16 protein-coding genes and 1 other annotated feature are annotated in these 19,177 nt (G+C 46.6%); of the genes, 1 reads left to right on the plus strand and 15 read right to left on the minus strand.

Annotated elements, in window-relative coordinates; all coding sequences use genetic code 11:
• Positions 1-116: 116 nt before the first annotated feature.
• The 7 genes from helD to NST04_RS24100 all read right to left on the minus strand — a co-directional run bounded on the left by helD (position 117) and on the right by NST04_RS24100 (position 8,391).
• On the minus strand, positions 117-2,546 hold the full coding sequence (gene helD, locus NST04_RS24070) for an RNA polymerase recycling motor HelD (protein WP_341186471.1): 2,430 nt from the start codon (positions 2,544-2,546) through the stop codon (positions 117-119).
• 335 nt (positions 2,547-2,881) lie between these two features.
• On the minus strand, positions 2,882-3,475 hold the full coding sequence (locus NST04_RS24075) for a flavin reductase family protein (protein ID WP_341186472.1): 594 nt from the start codon (positions 3,473-3,475) through the stop codon (positions 2,882-2,884).
• Positions 3,476-3,506: 31 nt separating this feature from the next.
• Entirely contained in the window at positions 3,507-4,445 is a 939-nt protein-coding gene (locus NST04_RS24080) for a ring-cleaving dioxygenase (protein WP_341186473.1), read from the minus strand.
• 719 nt (positions 4,446-5,164) lie between these two features.
• On the minus strand, positions 5,165-5,653 hold the full coding sequence (locus tag NST04_RS24085) for a GNAT family N-acetyltransferase (protein WP_341186474.1): 489 nt from the start codon (positions 5,651-5,653) through the stop codon (positions 5,165-5,167).
• Positions 5,654-5,671: 18 nt separating this feature from the next.
• Positions 5,672-6,157, minus strand: a complete 486-nt coding sequence (locus NST04_RS24090) for a GNAT family N-acetyltransferase (RefSeq protein ID WP_341186475.1) — start codon at positions 6,155-6,157, stop codon at positions 5,672-5,674.
• A 33-nt stretch (positions 6,158-6,190) separates the two neighbouring features.
• The gene (locus tag NST04_RS24095; RefSeq protein ID WP_341186476.1) at positions 6,191-7,069 is read right to left on the minus strand and encodes a MerR family transcriptional regulator; all 879 of its coding nucleotides are present in this window, start codon (positions 7,067-7,069) and stop codon (positions 6,191-6,193) included.
• Positions 7,070-7,125: 56 nt separating this feature from the next.
• Positions 7,126-8,391 carry a serine hydrolase domain-containing protein gene (locus NST04_RS24100; RefSeq protein ID WP_341186477.1) on the minus strand — a complete coding sequence of 422 codons (1,266 nt, stop codon included), beginning with the start codon at positions 8,389-8,391 and terminating at the stop codon, positions 7,126-7,128.
• An 83-nt stretch (positions 8,392-8,474) separates the two neighbouring features.
• Positions 8,475-8,731: a binding site (T-box leader), on the plus strand.
• Positions 8,732-8,775: 44 nt separating this feature from the next.
• Between NST04_RS24100 and NST04_RS24105 the strand changes: the two genes are divergently transcribed.
• A complete protein-coding gene (locus NST04_RS24105) occupies positions 8,776-9,777 on the plus strand; it encodes a tryptophan--tRNA ligase (protein WP_341186478.1) in 1,002 nt (333 codons plus the stop codon).
• A 105-nt stretch (positions 9,778-9,882) separates the two neighbouring features.
• Here NST04_RS24105 and NST04_RS24110 read toward each other — a convergent pair whose 3' ends face one another.
• The 8 genes from NST04_RS24110 to NST04_RS24145 all read right to left on the minus strand — a co-directional run bounded on the left by NST04_RS24110 (position 9,883) and on the right by NST04_RS24145 (position 19,166).
• The gene (locus NST04_RS24110) at positions 9,883-11,481 is read right to left on the minus strand and encodes a hypothetical protein (protein ID WP_341186479.1); all 1,599 of its coding nucleotides are present in this window, start codon (positions 11,479-11,481) and stop codon (positions 9,883-9,885) included.
• Entirely contained in the window at positions 11,474-12,187 is a 714-nt protein-coding gene (locus tag NST04_RS24115) for an ABC transporter ATP-binding protein (protein WP_341186480.1), read from the minus strand. The genes NST04_RS24110 and NST04_RS24115 overlap by 8 nt, the downstream gene beginning before the upstream one ends.
• 330 nt (positions 12,188-12,517) lie before the next feature.
• Positions 12,518-13,756, minus strand: coding sequence for an ABC transporter permease subunit (locus NST04_RS24120; protein ID WP_341186481.1), 1,239 nt, complete (start codon positions 13,754-13,756; stop codon positions 12,518-12,520).
• A 12-nt stretch (positions 13,757-13,768) separates the two neighbouring features.
• The gene (locus NST04_RS24125; protein WP_341186482.1) at positions 13,769-15,007 is read right to left on the minus strand and encodes an ABC transporter permease subunit; all 1,239 of its coding nucleotides are present in this window, start codon (positions 15,005-15,007) and stop codon (positions 13,769-13,771) included.
• A 12-nt stretch (positions 15,008-15,019) separates the two neighbouring features.
• Entirely contained in the window at positions 15,020-15,910 is an 891-nt protein-coding gene (locus NST04_RS24130) for an ABC transporter ATP-binding protein (protein WP_341186483.1), read from the minus strand.
• Positions 15,911-15,957: 47 nt separating this feature from the next.
• Complete coding sequence (locus NST04_RS24135; RefSeq protein ID WP_341186484.1) at positions 15,958-16,743, minus strand: hypothetical protein; 786 nt, start codon at positions 16,741-16,743, stop codon at positions 15,958-15,960.
• A complete protein-coding gene (locus NST04_RS24140) occupies positions 16,679-17,275 on the minus strand; it encodes an RNA polymerase sigma factor (protein WP_341186485.1) in 597 nt (198 codons plus the stop codon). Before NST04_RS24140 ends, NST04_RS24135 begins: the two co-directional genes overlap by 65 nt.
• 55 nt (positions 17,276-17,330) lie before the next feature.
• Positions 17,331-19,166, minus strand: a complete 1,836-nt coding sequence (locus NST04_RS24145) for an ABC transporter ATP-binding protein (RefSeq protein WP_341186486.1) — start codon at positions 19,164-19,166, stop codon at positions 17,331-17,333.
• Positions 19,167-19,177 lie beyond the last annotated feature (11 nt).

The raw sequence follows: 19,177 nt of genomic DNA on the forward strand, positions 1-19,177 counted from the left end.
TTAAATGATCCTTTTGATATGAAAAAAGTATCACAGAGCCATTCGCTTCGTTCTCATTGTTGAACCAGGCTCAACATGCAAAGGCCCCTCCAGCACTTGGAGAGGCACTCTTAGATCTATAGTGTAACTACGGTCTGCTCATACAGCTCCTCATCCACACCGTCAACAAACGGCGTCCACTCTCCCGCAGTATACAGCTGCAGCCGGTGCATAGCCCGAGTACATGCCGTATAAAAAAGCTTCCGCTCGCTCTCCCTATGATACGTCTGCGCAGAAGCATCGTAGATTAGCACCGCGTCGAATTCGACGCCTTTGGCGAGATAGGCGGGGATCACCTGTATTCCTTTTTCAAAAGTTGGTGTGTTCTTCGTAATCAGCTTCAGCTCTTGCACCCCTCCACTAGCAGCCAGACTCTCATACGCTTCTCTGCTCTCGGCGGCCGTCTTCGTAATGATAGCGATAGAGCTATAGCCTTCAGCCTGAAGCTTAGCAAGATCCTCCATGATACGCTCTGCCTTCAAGTCCTTGCTCCCCAGCTTAGACAATACAGGCTTACTGCCCCTCCGCTCAAAAGCCACAATTCCTTCACTTCCAGGCAGCAGCGGCTTGGTGAACTCCACAATCTCGAAGGTCGAGCGGTAGCTGCGGACCAGCAGGAACTGGCTAGTCTCCTCTTCCCCGTACAGCTGAAGCAGCGGTGAACGGTCCCCATACAGATTCGTCGCCTGTGTGAAGATCGCCTGGCTGAAGTCTCCCAGAACAGTCATTCGGGCGCGGGGGAACAGCTTTTTGAGGAACTCGTATTGGAACATCGAATAATCCTGGCCTTCATCCACGAAAATATGCCGCACCTGCGTATTCGTCCGCACGCCTTCAATCAGTTCCTGCATGTACAGATATGGGGTCGCATCTTCATACCAGAGTGTCCCGCAGTCCAGCATCTCCCGGGTCTGCGCACAGATCTCCGGCCATAGCTCCGGCACCTCCGTCTCACCTGTCATCTTCCTGTAGGCCGTTTCATCACTGAACAATTGACGGTAGAGCCCGGCCATGTCGATAAAGGTGAACTTCCTGATCCCCCGTCTCAGCGGTCTGAACTGCTCCTTCACGATCATCTCTCCCAGCAGCTCCTGCTCCCGCTCGGCGTAATCGAAATCCCCTTCATCCTGCTCCCGCTTATGCACCAGCAGCTCCTGCAGGCGGAGGTATTTCTCCGCGAAGTCGAACACACCCTTATCTCTGTGCAGCTTACCGTGGATTGCAGCGTATTGATCATTGTCGAGGTAATTCATCTCCTCCTCTACCCAAGCTGCCCCCTGCTCCTCCTTCTGTAGTGCCGCCAGCTCGGTGAGCAGCCATTTCTGCACCAGCTCCACCCGGTTCGGCAGACGGATGGAAGGATCGTAGCTATACAGCTTAGCCCGGATCTGTTCACCCGAGATGAGCACACGGTCCCGGAAGCAAATATCCTTGAACAGCATCCCTTCCTGCTTCAGCAAGTAGGCATATCCTTGAAGAGCGTGGAGGAACGCTTCCGAAGCTTTATACTCGATGGCCTTAAGACGGGCGGCATAACCCTCCTGCTGCTGGGCGGTGAGCACATATTCCATCTGGTCAAACGGATCTCCAAGACGGAACGCGGCTCCCAGCCATTTGTCCAGATACTCCTGAAAGGTCGTCTGCTGCATATTCTCTTCCCCTAGCTCCGGGAGCACGGTAGACACATAACTGTTGAACATCGGATTGGGCGAAAAGAGGACAATCTGATCGGCCGTCAGCCGCTCGCGGTGTTTGTACAGAAGGTAGGCTACGCGCTGGAGCGCTGCCGAGGTTTTGCCGCTGCCCGCCGCTCCCTGCACAATCAGCATCCGGCTCGTGTCGTTACGGATAATGGCATTCTGCTCCGCCTGAATCGTAGCCACGATGCTCTTCATTTGGGAGTCAGCGCCCTGACCCAGCACCTGCTGCAGCAGCTCATCTCCGATCGTCACGCTCGAATCGAACAGATGCTGGAGCCGGCCTCCGCGGATCTGGTACTGCCGCTTCAGCTCCATCCGGCCGGTGATCCGTCCTCCCGGTGTGTCGAAGGCCGCATGTCCCGGCGGATAGTCGTAATACAGGCTCGCAATCGGGGTACGCCAGTCATAGATGAGAAAGCTCAGGCCGTCTGCAGCCGCGAAGGAGGAGACCCCGATATAGACCTGTTCTACTGACTGCTGTCCCTCTTCCTGGAAATCAATCCGTCCGAAATAAGGTGACGGCAGCAGCCGCTGCATATTTTTCCATTGCCGGAGCTTGCGTGCATGACTGCGTTCCCGTTCAGACAAAACCGCTTCCTGCTGGGTGATGGTGAAGAAGCTCTCCTCGAAATCCTCCTGTGAGTTCGTATCGACTGTGACCTCTTCCCAGAATCCCCGGCGGATATCCGCAGCCTGCTCCTTCAGCTGCCCGACCTCAGGCTCCAGCTCCGCGATCCCCGCGATCAGCTTCTCCTTCACCTGCTCCAGCCACTCCTGCTCCTGCTTCCAGACCTTTGTCTCTTCCATCCTCTGAACACTCCTTTTTCTTGCTGAAATCGTTCCACACTGGCGGCTTGACAAACTGGATGTCCGTTTGCTATACTTAAGATATAAATAAGATGCATTATCTCTGACCATTTCAAGTTAAAATGGCCGACAGTTTATTAACATTAACATATTCCCTGACACGATGCAATCCTTTTATATGACACAGATAACCCTGGCGCTTCCGCCAGGGTTTTATTGTACTTTGAACCAAAAGTATCTACTTGGCCTAAATAGCCTATTAGCGCTGTTCATGGATATGCCGGGGGTAACAGTTGGATATCCAACTAACGTCCTGGCCTTGCCAAGATTAATCGTTACACCGGCCGCTCAATCTCAAAAATCTCCCCAATCCCCGCATAGCTATTCCCGGCCAGACGGCTGACCGCCCCTAATGCCACCGGATTAATTCTCCCCTGCTCGTAGATCGCCTCGTCCAGATGAAACTGCACGATCCTGCCGATCATCAGATCATTATTAGGCAATTCAAGACTATGCTCAAGGACACATTCCATCCGCACCTTCGCTTCCTGAACGCCGGGAACCTTAATGCGCAGACTATCTACAGGGGTCATTCCGGCTATGGTGACCTCACTCTGATCAGGCGGCAACGGCACAGCCGTCATATTCACTTGTCCGACATTCTGCTCATCCACAATATGAACCACAAACTCCTTCATTTGCTTGATGTTGCGTGCAGTATCCTTGGACTGACCCCCGGCATGCTGAATAGAGACGGAAATCATCGGCGGGTTGGAGGATACGATATTGAAGTAGCTGAACGGCGCACCGTTCAAGACCCCATCCTCCGACAAGGTAGTTACAAAAGCAATCGGACGCGGAATAATCGTCCCGACCAGAAGCTTATAATTATCCCGTTCGGTGCCCTGCTGCGGATCTATAGTGATCATGCTCGTGCCTCCTTTGTATTGTCAGATCAGATTAGTTAAGCTCTCTTACAGTAACCGGCAGCAGAACTTGTTCAATCTGTGCTCTGTGCGGCTCATATTGTGCAGGCAGCATCAGGCTGCCTCCCATCGTTTCCGGCGTTTCGTCATGGGCGAAGCCCGGAGGATCGGTAGCGATCTCGAACAGAATCTCCCCATGCTCTCTGAAGTAAATGGCGTTGAAATAATTCCGGTCCTGCACAGGCGTTACCCCATATCCATTATCATGCACAACTTCCTGCCATTCAAGCTGATCCTGGTCATCCTTCGCTCTCCAGGCGATATGATGGACAGTGCCGACCCCCATTTCACCGCGCGGTACAGCCGTTACCTTCAGCTCAACCACATTGCCCAGATCCGCAGCCGAGCGGTAGCGGGCGACATCACCTTCCTGCCCCTCGAATGTAAGTCCCATCACCTTCTCCAGCAGCTCAGCCGTTTGTTCCGGATGCGTGGACAATAGTGTCGCGCCGCCGAAGCCCTTGATCGCCACCTCCGGTGTTACCCCGCTGAAGGTCCATTCATTACGCTCACCCGACTCCCGTTCCACCAGCTCCAGATGCAGGCCATGCGGATCATCGAATTCCAGGTATTGCTCCCCGAACCGCTCCATCTCTGTGTAAGCCACCTTGAACGCCGTGAGCCGCTCTCTCCAGAATGCCATCGCCCCGACTGGAATCACATACGAAGTAACGCCAACCTGGCCCCCGCCGATCTTACCCTGATACGCATCCGCCCACGGGAAGAAGGTAATAATGGTTCCCGGCTTCCCGCCAGCATTGCCGAAGTAGAAGTGATACGTTCCCGGATCATCGAAATTGACCGTTCGCTTCACCAGCCGCAGTCCCAGTACCCCTGCATAAAAGTCCATATTCTCCTGCGGATGCCCGACAATAGCGGTGATATGATGAATACCCATGGTTTGCTTGTTCATTTGAATTGCCTCCTAAGTTGATTCATTCAGATTATATCTTTACTTTAAGATATTTGGCTAAATATTATCTTTAAGTTAAGATAATTACTATTCTTACTTTACTTTCTATAGTTACAGTTGTCAAGTACTTGTTGAAATCAGCATCTTAGTTACACACTATGCCATCAGGAGGGCAAGTAAATGTAGCTGACCCGGAGCTTCACCGATACGCTGGGCGAAGCGCTCAATGTGCCCGGTCTGCCAAAGCCGGGGCGGATGTAGACAATAATAGTGTGTTATGGGGACACAGAGGACCTTATTCGCCGAAAAAGCCTGATTTTCTTCACGCTGCGGACTCAGAGGACCTTATCCCACCCTTGGGAGCTGAAATCAGGCCAATTCTGGTTACTTAACGGATTCTCTGTTCGCATCATCTGCGGAATTACTGTAATCCGCCGAAATAACGGATTTCCAGTCCGTGAGGTTCGTGCTAAGTCGCTGACGCGCAGGGTTCTCATCCCCCGGACATCCCAGATTACCATTCACAATCCTGCACATATTGCAACTTTCATCTCTTTGTAAAGTCCGAAAACCAAAATTGTTGTACAAAAGGCAGTTTTCCCGCATCTACCAAGCTTCTGAGCGGATTATTCCTGCTTTTTATACAACAATCCTCGCAAATACTACTATATCAATGAATCGGAGTTGCAATTTATGCAGCATTTCATAGCTCTGGAGCGCTAACCTTTATTTAACCTTTTTTCATAAAAGCACAAGGTCATCTTATCATTGATTTCCCGGGTTTCACTGGTCTTTCTGTAGCCCAGCTTCTCATACAAATAGCAGTTACGCTCCTCTTGCACGACGGTAGCCAGCCCCCAAGTTTGCGCATCCGCATAGATCTCTTCAATCCGTGCGAATGCCTGCTGGGCTATGCCCAGACCTTGGTATTGCGGCAATACGCATATCTGACTGAGCCAGTAATGATGCTCATCTGTCTTCTTGACTCTCATGCTGCCTACAGCATTTCCGGCGTTTCGGATGATATAGTAATCAACAAATTCCTGATTCATCCGTTCTACGAGCCTCTCCAGCGTTTCATTAGCCGGATTTGTCTCGTAATCCTGATATTTCTCCAAGAGCGGAAGAAAGGCCTGAAGCTGCATAGCATGAATATCCGCCGCATCCTTCACCGTAGCTTTACCTAGTGTAACTTCTGACTTTTTCATAGTATGTACCTCCTGACGTTATACCTTATAGACGTAATCCCAATGCTCACCCTTAAGTACGGAGCCAGGCCCCATGTCCCGCTTCCCCTGCAAAATAAAACCGGCACGCTCATACATCCGCTGGGCGGGGATCAGATCGCCATTAGTCGTCACTAGAATGTGCTGCACTTCATTCCGCAGAATACGATGAACCGCTTCTTGAAGCTGCAGGGTGCTGTATCCTTTGCCCTTATGAGCAGTCGCAATACAGTTATGGCCGATTTCAGCACATTGGGGCAACTGCCTCGGGTCCCAGGATACAAAGCCAATCACCTTACCATGCAGCATAGTCATGAACCCATATTTATCTGCAATTTGCAGATTGTCAAAGAAAAAATTGTCGAACTCCTGCCAATCCTCCAGACAGCTCTGCTCATACCTGCCGTCAAAGGAATAGGCATCTTGTAACAGCTCCAGGAGTGTTCCACGTTCAAACAGGCTGATCTTACTGAACTCAATGCTCATTTACTTCCCTTCTTTTCTTGGGTTTGGCTACAATTATTTCAATACTACGGGTTCCAGTAAAGATAAATCGTACAGGTTGCCACTGCCCGCAGGGCTGTCATTGCGGATATGCTCTTCCAGGCAGAGTCTGCTGCGGTCCGAGCAGTACTTTGGACTATGCTCTAACTGATCCATCAGTATTTTCCAGGAGCCTCCAATGTCGTCACTGCTGTCCAGCTTGGCGTATAGCCCGCCGGGCAGGGTCATTTCCTTGAAGGGTTCCGGCACGGTGGTTCCATCAGGAATTGTCGCACACATTCCATAGCCATAGGGTTTACCTGCAATACTTGGCATAGGCTTCATATTTCCGCCGAATAACCGCGCGGTGCCCAGAAGATTAGCAGATTCCAACCAATCCATGATAGGACCTATCGCTTTGTCTTCCGGAGACTGGTCCACCACGATATGATAAGCTACTCTCATCGCCGGCAATGTAATCACTTTGAAAGTTGACTGTCCCGTTACATTACTCATAAATACCCTCTCCATTTCGCTAAGCAGTTCCTCCTGAATGGAGGTCCTCTTATTGGAAGTATTCAGGTAATCGAGTACCTGATGTAATTGCTGTCCCATCCGTCCGAGTTCTTCCTGGTGTACCTGTAGAGCCCTTATCCTGTTCTGTATAACCTGCTTAAGTGCAGATACAGAATCCTTATCTAGAATAGGCTGTATTTCTCTGATCGGAATATCCATTCTCCGCAGCAGCGCTGTGATCCTGATACACTTAAGCGCATGTTCATCATATGTACGCCAGCCGGAAGATACCTCTCTCTTACTCTGAAACAACCCTACCGCTTCCCAGTGCCGCAAGGTGCGGCTCGTCAGCCCCAGTAGCTCCGACAATTGCTGTATGCTAACAACATTCCTGTTCATTTATGCCTCCTTCCTGTGATCTCATCCCTATCCTATCACTTGACGCAACGGCAACTTCAAGGGGCTAATCGTGCATATCCGAGAAAAATTTCCTCTCCCTGCGCATTCTCAGTGATCTTATAGGGGTGGAGCTGGTCATAATAGCGCTGGACAAATTCTCCTTCGCCTACCGGGTAGAGCTCAATATGGACGTTGCCGGTGAATCTGGTGAAGTAGAGCTTCCCGCCGGTCAGCTCGATCTGAATTTTGTCTGGTAGATAGGTTCCACAGTACGCCCTTAAACATTCCTCACTGAGCTGAAGCTCAAGATGCCGGGTCGGAGCCTCCACCTCCACATGATGCAGAATATCCGCGAGCGCATGGCCGAGTCTATACTGATTGATTCCTTCATTATTTGAGAGGATGATAATGCAAAGATCTTCAGCGTAAAAATTCTGCATATACGTGCAAATCCCCAGCTGATCGCCCCCATGCGAATACCTGTCTTGCCCGTATAGAAGGTGATGCTCCAGGCCGTAGCAGTAGCTGTTCTCGTTCTCTTGGAAGAATCGTTCATAAGCCGCAGATGACAGGAGCTGCCGGTCACGCAGACAGACATACCACTTGTACAAATCCCCGCAGTCCGAAACAACCGCAGCAGCACCGATACTGAACTTCTCGTTATAATACGGACATTTGACGGTTACTGCGAAGTCTGTGATATAGTTGCTGGATCTGTTCTCAATCACGGCGCAGCCGTCATCCACCGTACTGCTGCGCATCCCTAGAGGCAGGAAAATATGATGATGCAGAAACTCCCCGTACCTCTCCCCCGAGACATGCTCGATGATCCAGGCCAGCAGATTGTAGTTGGAGTTATTATAATCGTACGCTGCTCCGGCTGGCTTGGTTGGCTTCTTGTTAATGTATTGCTGGAAGAACCTTGTCCGGGAATAGTCCAGCCGGTAATCTCCGCCGAAGAAATCGTTCTCAAAATTATAAAAGTTATATAGACCGGAGGTATGTGACAACAAATGATGAACGGTGATGGACTCGTCTATAGCAAGCTCTGCCGGGAGACACTGGTATGCAGGCTGGTCAACATCCAGCAGCCCCTTGTCATGCAGCAGTATGACGGCAAAGGCCGTAAACTGCTTCGACATAGAGGCGAGCGAGAAGCGTGACGCCAGCGTATTTTTAATTCCAAACTCCATGCTTGCATATCCGCAAGCCCGCTCGAAGAGCACCTCGCCCTTCCTGATCACCTGAATCACGCCGTAAAAATTCCACAGCTTCAGGTACTGATTCGTATATCCCTCAAGCTTTGCACGTTTTGTCTGCACAGACTCACTCCCTAACCCTATTTGAACTATCCGTTGACATTCACCGAAAAGTACTGTAAAAATACAGTAATACAATATTATATAACTTTGCAATGATGAAGAGAGTAAGCATAACGAATACTTCAGAGAGCTGATGATTGGTGCGAATCAGTGTAGGGAATATGCCGAAGTGGGCTTCTGAGCATCCAAACCGAACCTTCAGGAAGTAGGCTTTGGCGAATGTCTCGTCGTTAAAAGAGACGCGTATTCAAACATATAGTGATGTTTCGATACGTTCAAGCGGTCCGGATCACCGTTCGGACTAATTAAGGTGGCACCACGGGGTTTTCTCGTCCTTTTCAGGATGAGAAGACCCCTTTTTGATTTTATAGACGGAGGGATAATATGAGTAAGGACATTGTATTAACAGGAATTAAACCTACGGGCAAAGTCCATCTGGGGAACTACATCGGAGCAATCAAGCCTGCACTGCAAATCGCCGGGGCCAGTGATTGCACATCACTCTACTTCATGGCCGACTACCATGGGTTAAATTTCATACAGCATAGAGACGAGTTCAGTGATCTGTCTTATAGTATCGCAGCCACTTGGCTGGCACTCGGACTCGACCCGGATCGGGTGATTTTCTATAGACAATCTGATGTGCCGGAGATCTTTGAGCTGAGCTGGATTCTAGCCTGCCTGACGTCCAAAGGACTGATGAACCGTGCCCATGCCTACAAAGCGATCCAAGATCAAAATGAACAACTGGGCGTGGATGCGGATACTGGTGTTAATATGGGTCTCTTCACCTATCCGATTCTGATGGCTGCGGACATTCTGCTGTTTCAATCAGACAAGGTCCCTGTCGGCAAAGACCAGATTCAGCATGTGGAGATCGCCAGAGATATCGCCGAAAGCTTCAACCGGGTTTATGGAGATACGTTCAAGCTGCCTGATTATATTGTCGATGAGAGCACAGCGGTGATTCCTGGTCTTGACGGGAGGAAAATGAGCAAAAGCTATAACAACACGATTCCGCTGTTCGAAACGGCAGAGAACCTGAAGAAGCTGATCAGCAAAATCAAAACAGACTCTACGCTTCCGCAGGAACCGAAAGACCCGGAAACCTCTAATATTTTCTTGTTATATAAAGAATTTGCGACACCCGCTCAAGTGCAGGAGTTAAGAGACAAATATCTAAGCGGCATTAGCTGGGGTGAGGCCAAGCAGGAGCTGTTCCAGGTGGTTAATGCTGCTCTGGAGGAGCCACGGAAGAAATACTATGATCTCATAGCAGCGCCAGAGCAGATCGACACAATCTTGAGTGAAGGCGCCCGGAAGGCAAGAGCCCTGGCGGGACCATTGCTTAAGAAGGTTAAGTCGAGGATAGGACGTTATTCGTAGACCGGACTTAAGACATAGGTGATCATTTGTCTCTGAATACACAAAGAAACCACTCCCAGGAACAGGTCAGGCCTCCTCCCGTTCCAAGAGTAGTTTCTTCAGCAGCTAAAGCCTCGCAAACAGCCGCTCCCCGTTAATCTGGATATATCTGTACATTCCGGCGCAGACCGCTACCAGAAGCACGCCGTATCCCAGCAGAATGAGATTTCCGTTCACCCCATGAAGCAGCAGGAACAGCACGAACGGAACAGCCAGCGTGAGGACACCGATTAGCATCGTTACCAGCACCGACGCACTCTGCTTGATCGCCGCAACTTCACTGGTCCAGTCGAGCTTAGGCAGCTTCAGGTTCACAAGAACGCCCAGCAGGGCTGAATAGCAGGCATAGATAACCGGAACGGCAAGCATCAATAGACCCTCCATCCACCCGGCATGCAGGGTATAGGCCAGCAGTCCCCAGCTTACGGCAATCACCGGTAAGGTAATGGTCAGATTCACCGCCACCTTGCTGAATACAATCGCCGGTTTGGGCACGGGGGAGCTGGTCAAGATCCACAGATGATTGCCTTCCAGAGAAATAGAGCAGGCTGTCGTACAGCTCAGAACAACAAATAGAGAGATAACCAGCGGACTCAGCGTACTGAGGGAGTCTGACAATTGCGGGATGTCTAGTATAGCTCCCAGCTGCTCTGAGCTGACGAATAATAAGGAAATGGACATCATCAGGAGCAGCACCATCCCGATCCCTGTGTTCAGCACATAATTGACCGAGCTGAAATAACGCCGCAGCTCCTTTAGATACAAGGCCTTGAATGCTGAATTAGCCTGTAGCGGCTTCATCGTGTATCCGCGGCTTGCGCGGCTGGTCATAAGCCCTGTATGAATCGCCTTGTACCGGGTCGCCAGCAGGACCGAGAACAGCATGAAGGCCAGCACAGACACCGCGATGAAGAAGAGCAAGGCGCTCACCCGGTACGAGCAGACCGCATCAACATACACGGAAGCCGGGGGATACACCTTGAAGATCATATCACCCAAGGCAGCTCCAACATCTGCAATCGCCTGCTGCCCTTGATTGAGCGTGAACGAGCCCAGCATCAGTACAATGATGAAGGCGAACGTGAGGATCATATTCAGGATTTTGCTCGCCCGGAACCGGGAAGAGACCCAGCTAATAAGGGAGCCTACCAGCGTAGCCGCTATAATCGGCAGTAAGGTAATGAAGAAGAGCGTCATTAGAAAAAACAGATAATAGAGCACGCCCGGCTTCACATGTATCGCATACACCGCCCCCGCCGGAAGCATGATCAGCAGCGTGAAGAACAGATTCATCACATAGAGCTGAAGCACCCGGCTTGCCACAACATGGCTGGTTTTCACCGGGAGGGACATAATCATATCGTAATCCTTATAGCTGAATAATACCCCGCTTGCCTTATAGACCGTAGTGAAGAAGCTCACCAGCGAAGTGACTGTCATCATCACAGCCAGCAATAGCTCCATCCGCCCAAGCTGCTCGAACGACTTCGCCATCATAAAGCTGTAGCCGAATGACACGGCTCCTATCATGAGTATACCGGCTATCACCAAGAGGCTGATCAGCAGCGCCTTGCGTCTGCGTGCAGGGTCTTTCGTATGGAGCGCCTGATTGAGGCCGAAGGAGGACAACAGCTGCAGCTTCGTTAATCTCCAGACATTAATCATTATCGATCAGCTCCATGAATACGTCCTCCAGGCTGTTCTCGCCCCTTACCGCTTCAGTTAAGCCGTGGGCAATCAGCCGTCCGCCCTTGATGATCGCAATCTTGTTGCACAGCTTCTCCGCCGTATCCAGTACATGTGTGGAGAAAAAGATCGCGCTGCCCCTGCTGCACAGATCCGCCATGATGGTCTTCAGCGTATGCGCCGCCTTCGGATCAAGACCCACAAAAGGCTCATCCAGCACTAACAGCTTCGGCTCATGAATAAGTGCAGAGATAATGGCCAGCTTCTGCTTCATGCCGTGGGAATACGAGGAGATCAGATCGCCCAGACTGGCTGTAAGCTGGAAGGCATCGCCGTATTGCCTGATCAGCCGCTCCCGGGTGGACCCCGATACACTGAAGAGATCGCCGATGAAGTTCAGGTACTGAATCCCCGTCAGGTGATCGTACAGGTCCGGATTATCCGGGATGTAGGCAATATTCGCCTTGCAGGCTACCGGATTCTTGCGGATCGAGATACCGTCAATCTCAATCTCCCCTTGTTCAAAATCAAGCACGCCCACCACAGCGCGGATCGTCGTGGTCTTGCCTGCGCCGTTATGCCCGATGAAGCCGTAGATGTCACCCCGTTCAACTTCGAGGCTAAGATCATCCACCGCTTTTGCCCCGCCTTTGTAACTCTTCGTAAAATTCTTGATGGTCAGCATTTCCTCTCACCTCTTCCTTGGTGTTAGCAAATAACTATAATACGAACCATCCGGGCAGATCGTTCATTTTCAATTATATCCCAATCTCCCGCATCTTGGCCGTGATCCGGTTCATGCGGGGCGTAAGCGTCCCTGTTACGAATTTCAGTTCGTCACTTTCGATCATCTTTTAATTCTTATAGTTAGTTCTTGTTAGAGATATGTTAGAGTGAATTACAATAAAAAAACGACTGCTCCCCAGGAGTAACCGTCTTTTATTAAGATTATTCTTATTAAATATCAGTTACCTGCAAACTGATTAAAGTAATGTAAAATAGACATTTAGTTCGTCTAGTTCACCTGATGCTTCTTAAACGCCCTAAATGTAAGCGGAAGTAATAAGGCTATAACAATAATAGCGAATCCTGTCATGAACTTATATTCTAGAATTAATGCACCGAACAGATCAAACACTTCATATGAAGTGATTTTTTTGAAACCATTAAACATATTAGCCGGTAATAAATCCATCAGTTGATTAAACAAACGGCTGCTCTTGCTTGCAGGAATAAAAAATGGACCAATTACAAAAATACCAATTACAATAATAACTGAAAAGGGACTATTCATCCTGCTAGATAGCCATAATGTCAATGCTCCTACCATCAGACAGGCTAGACTACCAATTAAGATCGTCCACAGATAAGCTTGAATTACCGTATAAGGAACGGGAGCTAAAAGATCGATAATCTGCACATTGGCTTTCGCGCCATCAAAACCAAATATCCCCAGAAGAAGAAGTGTGTATAGCATGAGCGCTAAGAATAGTAAACCTATAGATATAATAAAGCCCGCCTTGAGTTTGGCTATGATCACCTTATTCCTGCCATAGCGGGTCGACAGTATTATGGCATCGGTGCCCCGCTGATATTCACCAGCGAAGATTGGAGCAAGACATATTCCAATAGCTAAAGCGATCACTAAAAAAAGGTTTTGAAGATTTTGAAATACCTTCTCCCAGCCAGTAACATAATCCATCTGAAAGGGAACGCGGAGTTTTTCGTTCATTGTATTAAAAAAAGCTTTCTCCCTATCTGAATAATTTCCATAAGAATAATCGTAATCTAAATATCCATTGATTTTTTCCATCCGCTTCTCATAAAATCTCTTTGCATCATCCTCATGTAATCTATTCATTACAGAATAATCGAACTGGCTTAAGGGTGAAAAGGCAAACCGAATTAACGTATTGATCTGTTCATCCGGGACTTCATAAGCAGCATAAGCTCGATTATTTAAATTCCCATTAGCATCAATATTTTTGGGATCAAGCAAAATTTTATTATGACGTTCAATCGCATTTGCTATTTTTTCCGTTGACAATGGTCCGGCGTGCTGACGCGCATACATTTTCCCCAAAGAGATGGCTGAAAAACCTTTAATCCCCTCCCCCTCTTGATCCGTTATGTACGCCCCCGTATACCTCATGTTGACCAAAAGCAAAACCACAGTCATCACAAGCCCAACGGCAACATAAAATAATTTACTTTTTATTATTTTCCGTATTTCAAAACGGGTTAGCGTGTCCATGAGTCATACCCCCTATACAACCTGATGCTTTTTGAATGCCCGGTAAGTAAAAGGTATCAGAAGTGCTATAGCAATTATCGAAAATACAACCATTATTTTATACGTTGGAACTAACTGTCCCACAATATTAAATACATCATAACCAGTTATCTTTCTAAAGCTGTCAAACATATTTCCGGGAAGCAGATCTGTCAGATAGCTTAATAGACGACTATTTTTGCTTTCGGGAATAAACTGGGTACCTACAAGCAGGACTCCGGTTGCTACAATAACTGAGAATGAATTGCTCATCCGGCTGGAGAACCAAAGTGTCAAGGCTCCTACCATAAGACATGCCAGACTGCCGATCAGTACCGCCCACAGGTAGGTCTCAAACACAGTGTAGGGAACAGGGGCCAAAAATTTGATCATTTGCACATGGGCACCCCCACCATCAAATCCAAACACCCCTAAAATCAGAAAAGTATATATTAAAATCGGAAAAATAATAAGTCCTACAGAAACTATAAAGCTTGCTTTCAATTTAGCAGCGATGGCTTTGCTTCTTCCATAACGGGTAGATAAAACTATAGCATCTGTTCCTCTCTGATACTCCCCAGCAAAAACCGGTGCGAGGCAAAACCCAATAACAAAAGCAATAATTAGAAAGAGACTCGGTAAATTCTCAAATACATTTTTCCAGCCGGTAACGTAGTCCATCTGAAAAGGCACCGTTATCTCCTCGTTCAGTTTTGTAAAGTAAGCTTTCTCTTTGGCAGTGTAGTTGTTATCAGATTTATTACTATTTAAAAATAATCGGACCTTTTCCAGCCGTTTCTGATAGAAACTCTTCATTTCCTCAGGGTTGATTTTGTCGATTAAATAATAATCGTATTCACTTGCAGGAGAAAAGGCATCCGTTATTAAAAATTGAATTTGATTATCCTTTGTATCATATTTTGCATTTGCTTCGACAGTCATCTCCCCCTTCTCATCCAGGTTACTAGGGTCATGGAGTAAGTCTTGATGCCTTCTTACAGCGGCCTCCATTGCTGCTATAGTTAATGGACCGGCAAGCTGCCGATTGTACTCTCTCTCTAGCTGAATGGCTGCCGTTCCATTCAAGAATTTCCCGTCTTCACCTGTCATTTGCATATTTGTAATCAATACAACAGATGATAATATCGCTACCGCTATCAAAATTATAATTCCTGTATAAAATGATTTTCGTCGAATAATCTTTCGCAGTTCGAACCGGGTCAGTATATCCATGGATCATACCTCCTATTTCACCTTAGCCGTGACAGCTTCTTCATCCTGAAAATGATATAAATAGAAGTCCTCCAATGAGGGTACGACTGATATCGCCGTCTCATTCGGTTGGTCTGCGGACACAATTCTCAATTCCACCAGATCCCCTTCATGACGCAAATTGCTTACGCAATATCGGGCATTCCATTCCTCAGCATTCCGCATCGGGACATGACAAGTCCATACGCATCCTGTCATCGTTGCTGTCAGCTGATCAACCGTTCCGCTTGTCAACAGCTCCCCTTTTTTCATCACGAGAATTTGATCTGCGATATATTCCACATCAGATACAATATGGGTTGACATAATTACTATTTTATCCCTGGCCAGATCAGCAATTAAATTACGGAAACGGACCCGTTCTTTAGGATCAAGCCCTGCCGTGGGCTCGTCCAGCACCAGAATGCGGGGATCATTAAGAAGAGCCTGTGCAATACCCAGCCGCTGCTTCATTCCTCCAGAAAAGGTACGAATTTTCTTCCGGGCCACATCCTCCAGAGCCACTATGCCCAGTAATTCCCGTGTTTTCCCTTTTGATGCCGCCAAAGTCAATCCTTTTAGCGATCCGACATACCACAGAAACTCCTCTGCACTGAAATCAGGATAATAACCGAAGTCTTGTGGCAGATAGCCAAGCAAGTCACGATAGCGTTCCCCCATGTCACTTATATCCTCTTTATTCATCTGGATCGTACCCGATGTAGGGTTCAGGACTCCGCAGATCATTCGTAGCAGTGTTGTTTTTCCTGCACCGTTTGCCCCCAGGAGACCGTAGACACCATTAGTAAGCTGTATTGAGATCCCGTTTACCGCCCCTTTGGCAGAAAATTGTTTGCTCACTTGATTTAATTTTAGTTCAAGCATTCCACACACTTCTCCTTATAATCACAATTGATCTGTTTGCTATACGCTTAATAATGTAATCTTACAGCTGTTTCGAGACTTCTAAAGTTCCTGCTTAGGCCTCGAGTCTCGTAGACAATCCCGCCCAAAGAAAGCACCAGTGCTATCTGCCACGTTCCGGTTGCTGATGAAAGAAATAAGGATAAAGAAGGAGTAAATGTACAAATAACCTGTACTATAATCAACAGTCCGCAATATGCCAGACAGTAATATCCACAATTTGCATTACGAACTCGGTTCATTAACCAAAGGGATCCAAGACATGACACATTGAACGGTACCAGCAGATATAGCAGGAGGCTCACAATCTCCATCTCTATCCAAGTGTTCAAGAGAATGGCCAAAATGATCAAGCCGATTAGATCCGCAACGCCAAGCAGACTCATGCGCACCATTGTCAACTTCTCCAGCCTCCGCCAGGTGCTTAATTCAATCTCTATCATATGACAATTCAAAGATCGGGTCAGTGTCTGTAAACCCGTAATCACTAATAATGGAGCAGCAACAGAAGCCAGCATGACAATTTCCATATCACCGTGAGGTCGATTAACAAATTGATATAGAAGTACGCCCATTCCAGCGACAATTAACAGTTGTTGCATCCATACTTTCCAACTGATAAAAGAAAGTTGAGCCTTATAGAACTCTGGTAATGAGGTTCTTCGCGTGACCTGTGCTTGTCGCAGCATCTCATTAGCCCCATGAACGGTTTGTTCTAATCGCTTATGATCAACGGGAAACGAAGGGTAGTCTCTTAGTGTAGTTGCGATGAAATGCAGCTGCTTCTTGTTCAACAAATCCACTCCTTTCTAAATAGTTTCTAAATACAACTAGTCCGCGATTTACCCGATATTGGACCATACATACGTTTACTCCGGTAACACGGGAAATGTCGCGGAAGGTCATATCCAGACAATATCGCATAAAAACCATCTCCCTCTGCTCTTCAGGCAGAATCAGCAGCAGTTCAGTCACCAGCTGCTCTCCCTCCACTTGTTCTTCAATAGAAGGGGTCTGCCGTATATGCACTTTTTCTGCTTCCTGCACTTGCTCCCAAGATAATGAGCGGCGTTTTTGCAGGTAATCTTTACAAAGATTCCGGGCGATTGTGTATAAATAGGCAAGACATTTTCCCGTATGCCTATACTTGTCAATACTTCTGCAGAATCGATAGAAAGTTTCCTGAGTCAGATCTTTAGCTTCTTCCTCACTTCGGACCCTGTAGTAGCAGTACTTCTGAATCCCTGGGTAGTAATGCTCGATCAGCGGTGTAAGATACTGCGTCTCCCCCTCCTGTATTCTTCGGATCCACTCCACCTCATCCACCAAGTTCCCTCCTCTCCTTATTATGTATAACTGATTTATCCGTAAAAAAATGGAATTATATTGTGACTTTTTCGTGAATCTCCTGAAAAGATTCTTTTTCATATGAATCTGCCTGCATTCTGTACAGATGAGCATACAATCCTTCCTGCTGCATCAGTTCGGCGTGCGTGCCTAATTCTCTTATTTCTCCTGACTCTAATACAATAATGTTGTCTACATCCCTTGTATTAACAAATCTATGAGTAACCATTATACATAGTCTACTGAATTTCATTTCCTGAAACTGCTTGAATATTTCATGCTCTGAAACCACATCTAATGATGCAGTGGGCTCATCCAGAATCAGAATAGCGGAAGACTTCATTAAAGCCCGCGTAATGGCCAGCTTCTGCCACTGACCCAGCGATAAATCCACACTTCCAGACCATTCCTTTTTTAGTTTTGTCTCATATTTTTCAGGAAGCCGGGATATAAATTCATCTGCTCCTGTTTTTTTGGCCGCATCTATTATTTGGTCCAGATTGTTTACCTCCTCCAAATTCCCTAATCCTATATTTGTTTTTACGTCAAACGGATATTGAATAAAGTCCTGAAATACAGCAGCGACATACCGGAACAAAGTTGAACGGTTATACTCATTGATATTTATACCATCAACTAAAATATCTCCCTCAGTTGGTTGGTATAAGTTCAAAAGCATCTTAATAAATGTTGTTTTTCCAGATCCATTAAGTCCCACAAGTGCATATGAATGTCCTGCTTCAAGCTCAATATTAATATTTTTTAGTACATAATAATTTGAACCTGGATATTTAAAGGTAACATTCCTGAATTCTATTTTACTAAATGTTACAGGAAATTCTTGCTTTTCATCCTGTCTCTCTTCAGGAATTTCTAACAATTGAAATATACTTTGCATATATAAACAATTCTCATAAGCCATAGATATTAATGAAAGGATATTGGACACAGTACTCTTTAAGTTATCCACCGCTGTTACATACATCGTTAACGATCCAATTGTTAAGCTGTTCTTTACACAAATAATAACTACAAAAACCTTAATGATATACATCAGCGAATTATCTATAATATCTACCAAAGAGTTTTCTATTAAAAAACGCTTTCTAATTTTTTTATCCTCTGTTATGTATTTTTGCATTATTTCAAGAATAGTTTTGGTGAGAAATTGATCTGAACGGGAAATCTTCAGTTCCTTCACATAATTATTTGTAACTAGTATTGTTTTTAAATGTCTAATAAATCGATTTTTCTCAACTCGTTCATTGAACACACTAAACCATTTGTTCAGAATTCTGATGCTAATATAAAACATGGGAACTGCTGAAATAAGGCAAAGTATGACTATAGAAGATTTTAGAAACACAAGAATTCCAATAATGCCAAAAAGAGCTGTAATATTATTAATAAAGCTAACCGTAGTTTTCATAATATTCATACTTCTGTTCAATGATTCTTCACTGGACTTTTGTATTTGATTATAAGTATATGAGTCATCCAAGTCTTTCATTTCTAATGTCATTATTTTATGTAGTATTTTATCGGTTATAGCTTTATTCAAATTGGCTGAATACAGGTTCTGAACAAAATTCGAGACCTTACCTAACACAGAGCTAAGCAATACAAGAAAAAAATTTATTGCTAACCATAAAAACATGTTTTTCAAGGAAGTTGAAGGATCATTAATAACCTTGGTTGCTGCATCTATAAACTCTTTCCAAACCCACAATTTTGCAGGAACTGTTAATCCAATAATTGTATCTACAAAAAAAATAAATATGAAATTAGCCGGATTTGTCTTCCAAAGCAGAACAAGGGTCTTTGCGAAAATCCAACAATTTTGCTTCAATTGTTTTATTTTACCGCTCAAGTTTATCATCA

It is taken from the genome of Paenibacillus sp. FSL H7-0756, assembly GCF_038006765.1.
Lineage (GTDB): Bacteria > Bacillota > Bacilli > Paenibacillales > Paenibacillaceae > Paenibacillus_AQ.

Coding starts and splice junctions, on each gene's coding strand:
- helD (WP_341186471.1), bottom strand. CDS start 2,546: ATGGAAGAGACAAAGGTCTGGAAGCAGGAGCAGGAGTGGCTGGAGCAG.
- NST04_RS24095 (WP_341186476.1), bottom strand. CDS start 7,069: ATGAACAGGAATGTTGTTAGCATACAGCAATTGTCGGAGCTACTGGGG.
- NST04_RS24075 (WP_341186472.1), bottom strand. CDS start 3,475: ATGATCACTATAGATCCGCAGCAGGGCACCGAACGGGATAATTATAAG.
- NST04_RS24105 (WP_341186478.1), top strand. CDS start 8,776: ATGAGTAAGGACATTGTATTAACAGGAATTAAACCTACGGGCAAAGTC.
- NST04_RS24085 (WP_341186474.1), bottom strand. CDS start 5,653: ATGAAAAAGTCAGAAGTTACACTAGGTAAAGCTACGGTGAAGGATGCG.
- NST04_RS24080 (WP_341186473.1), bottom strand. CDS start 4,445: ATGAACAAGCAAACCATGGGTATTCATCATATCACCGCTATTGTCGGG.
- NST04_RS24125 (WP_341186482.1), bottom strand. CDS start 15,007: ATGGATATACTGACCCGGTTCGAACTGCGAAAGATTATTCGACGAAAA.
- NST04_RS24130 (WP_341186483.1), bottom strand. CDS start 15,910: ATGCTTGAACTAAAATTAAATCAAGTGAGCAAACAATTTTCTGCCAAA.
- NST04_RS24110 (WP_341186479.1), bottom strand. CDS start 11,481: ATGATTAATGTCTGGAGATTAACGAAGCTGCAGCTGTTGTCCTCCTTC.
- NST04_RS24120 (WP_341186481.1), bottom strand. CDS start 13,756: ATGGACACGCTAACCCGTTTTGAAATACGGAAAATAATAAAAAGTAAA.
- NST04_RS24090 (WP_341186475.1), bottom strand. CDS start 6,157: ATGAGCATTGAGTTCAGTAAGATCAGCCTGTTTGAACGTGGAACACTC.
- NST04_RS24115 (WP_341186480.1), bottom strand. CDS start 12,187: ATGCTGACCATCAAGAATTTTACGAAGAGTTACAAAGGCGGGGCAAAA.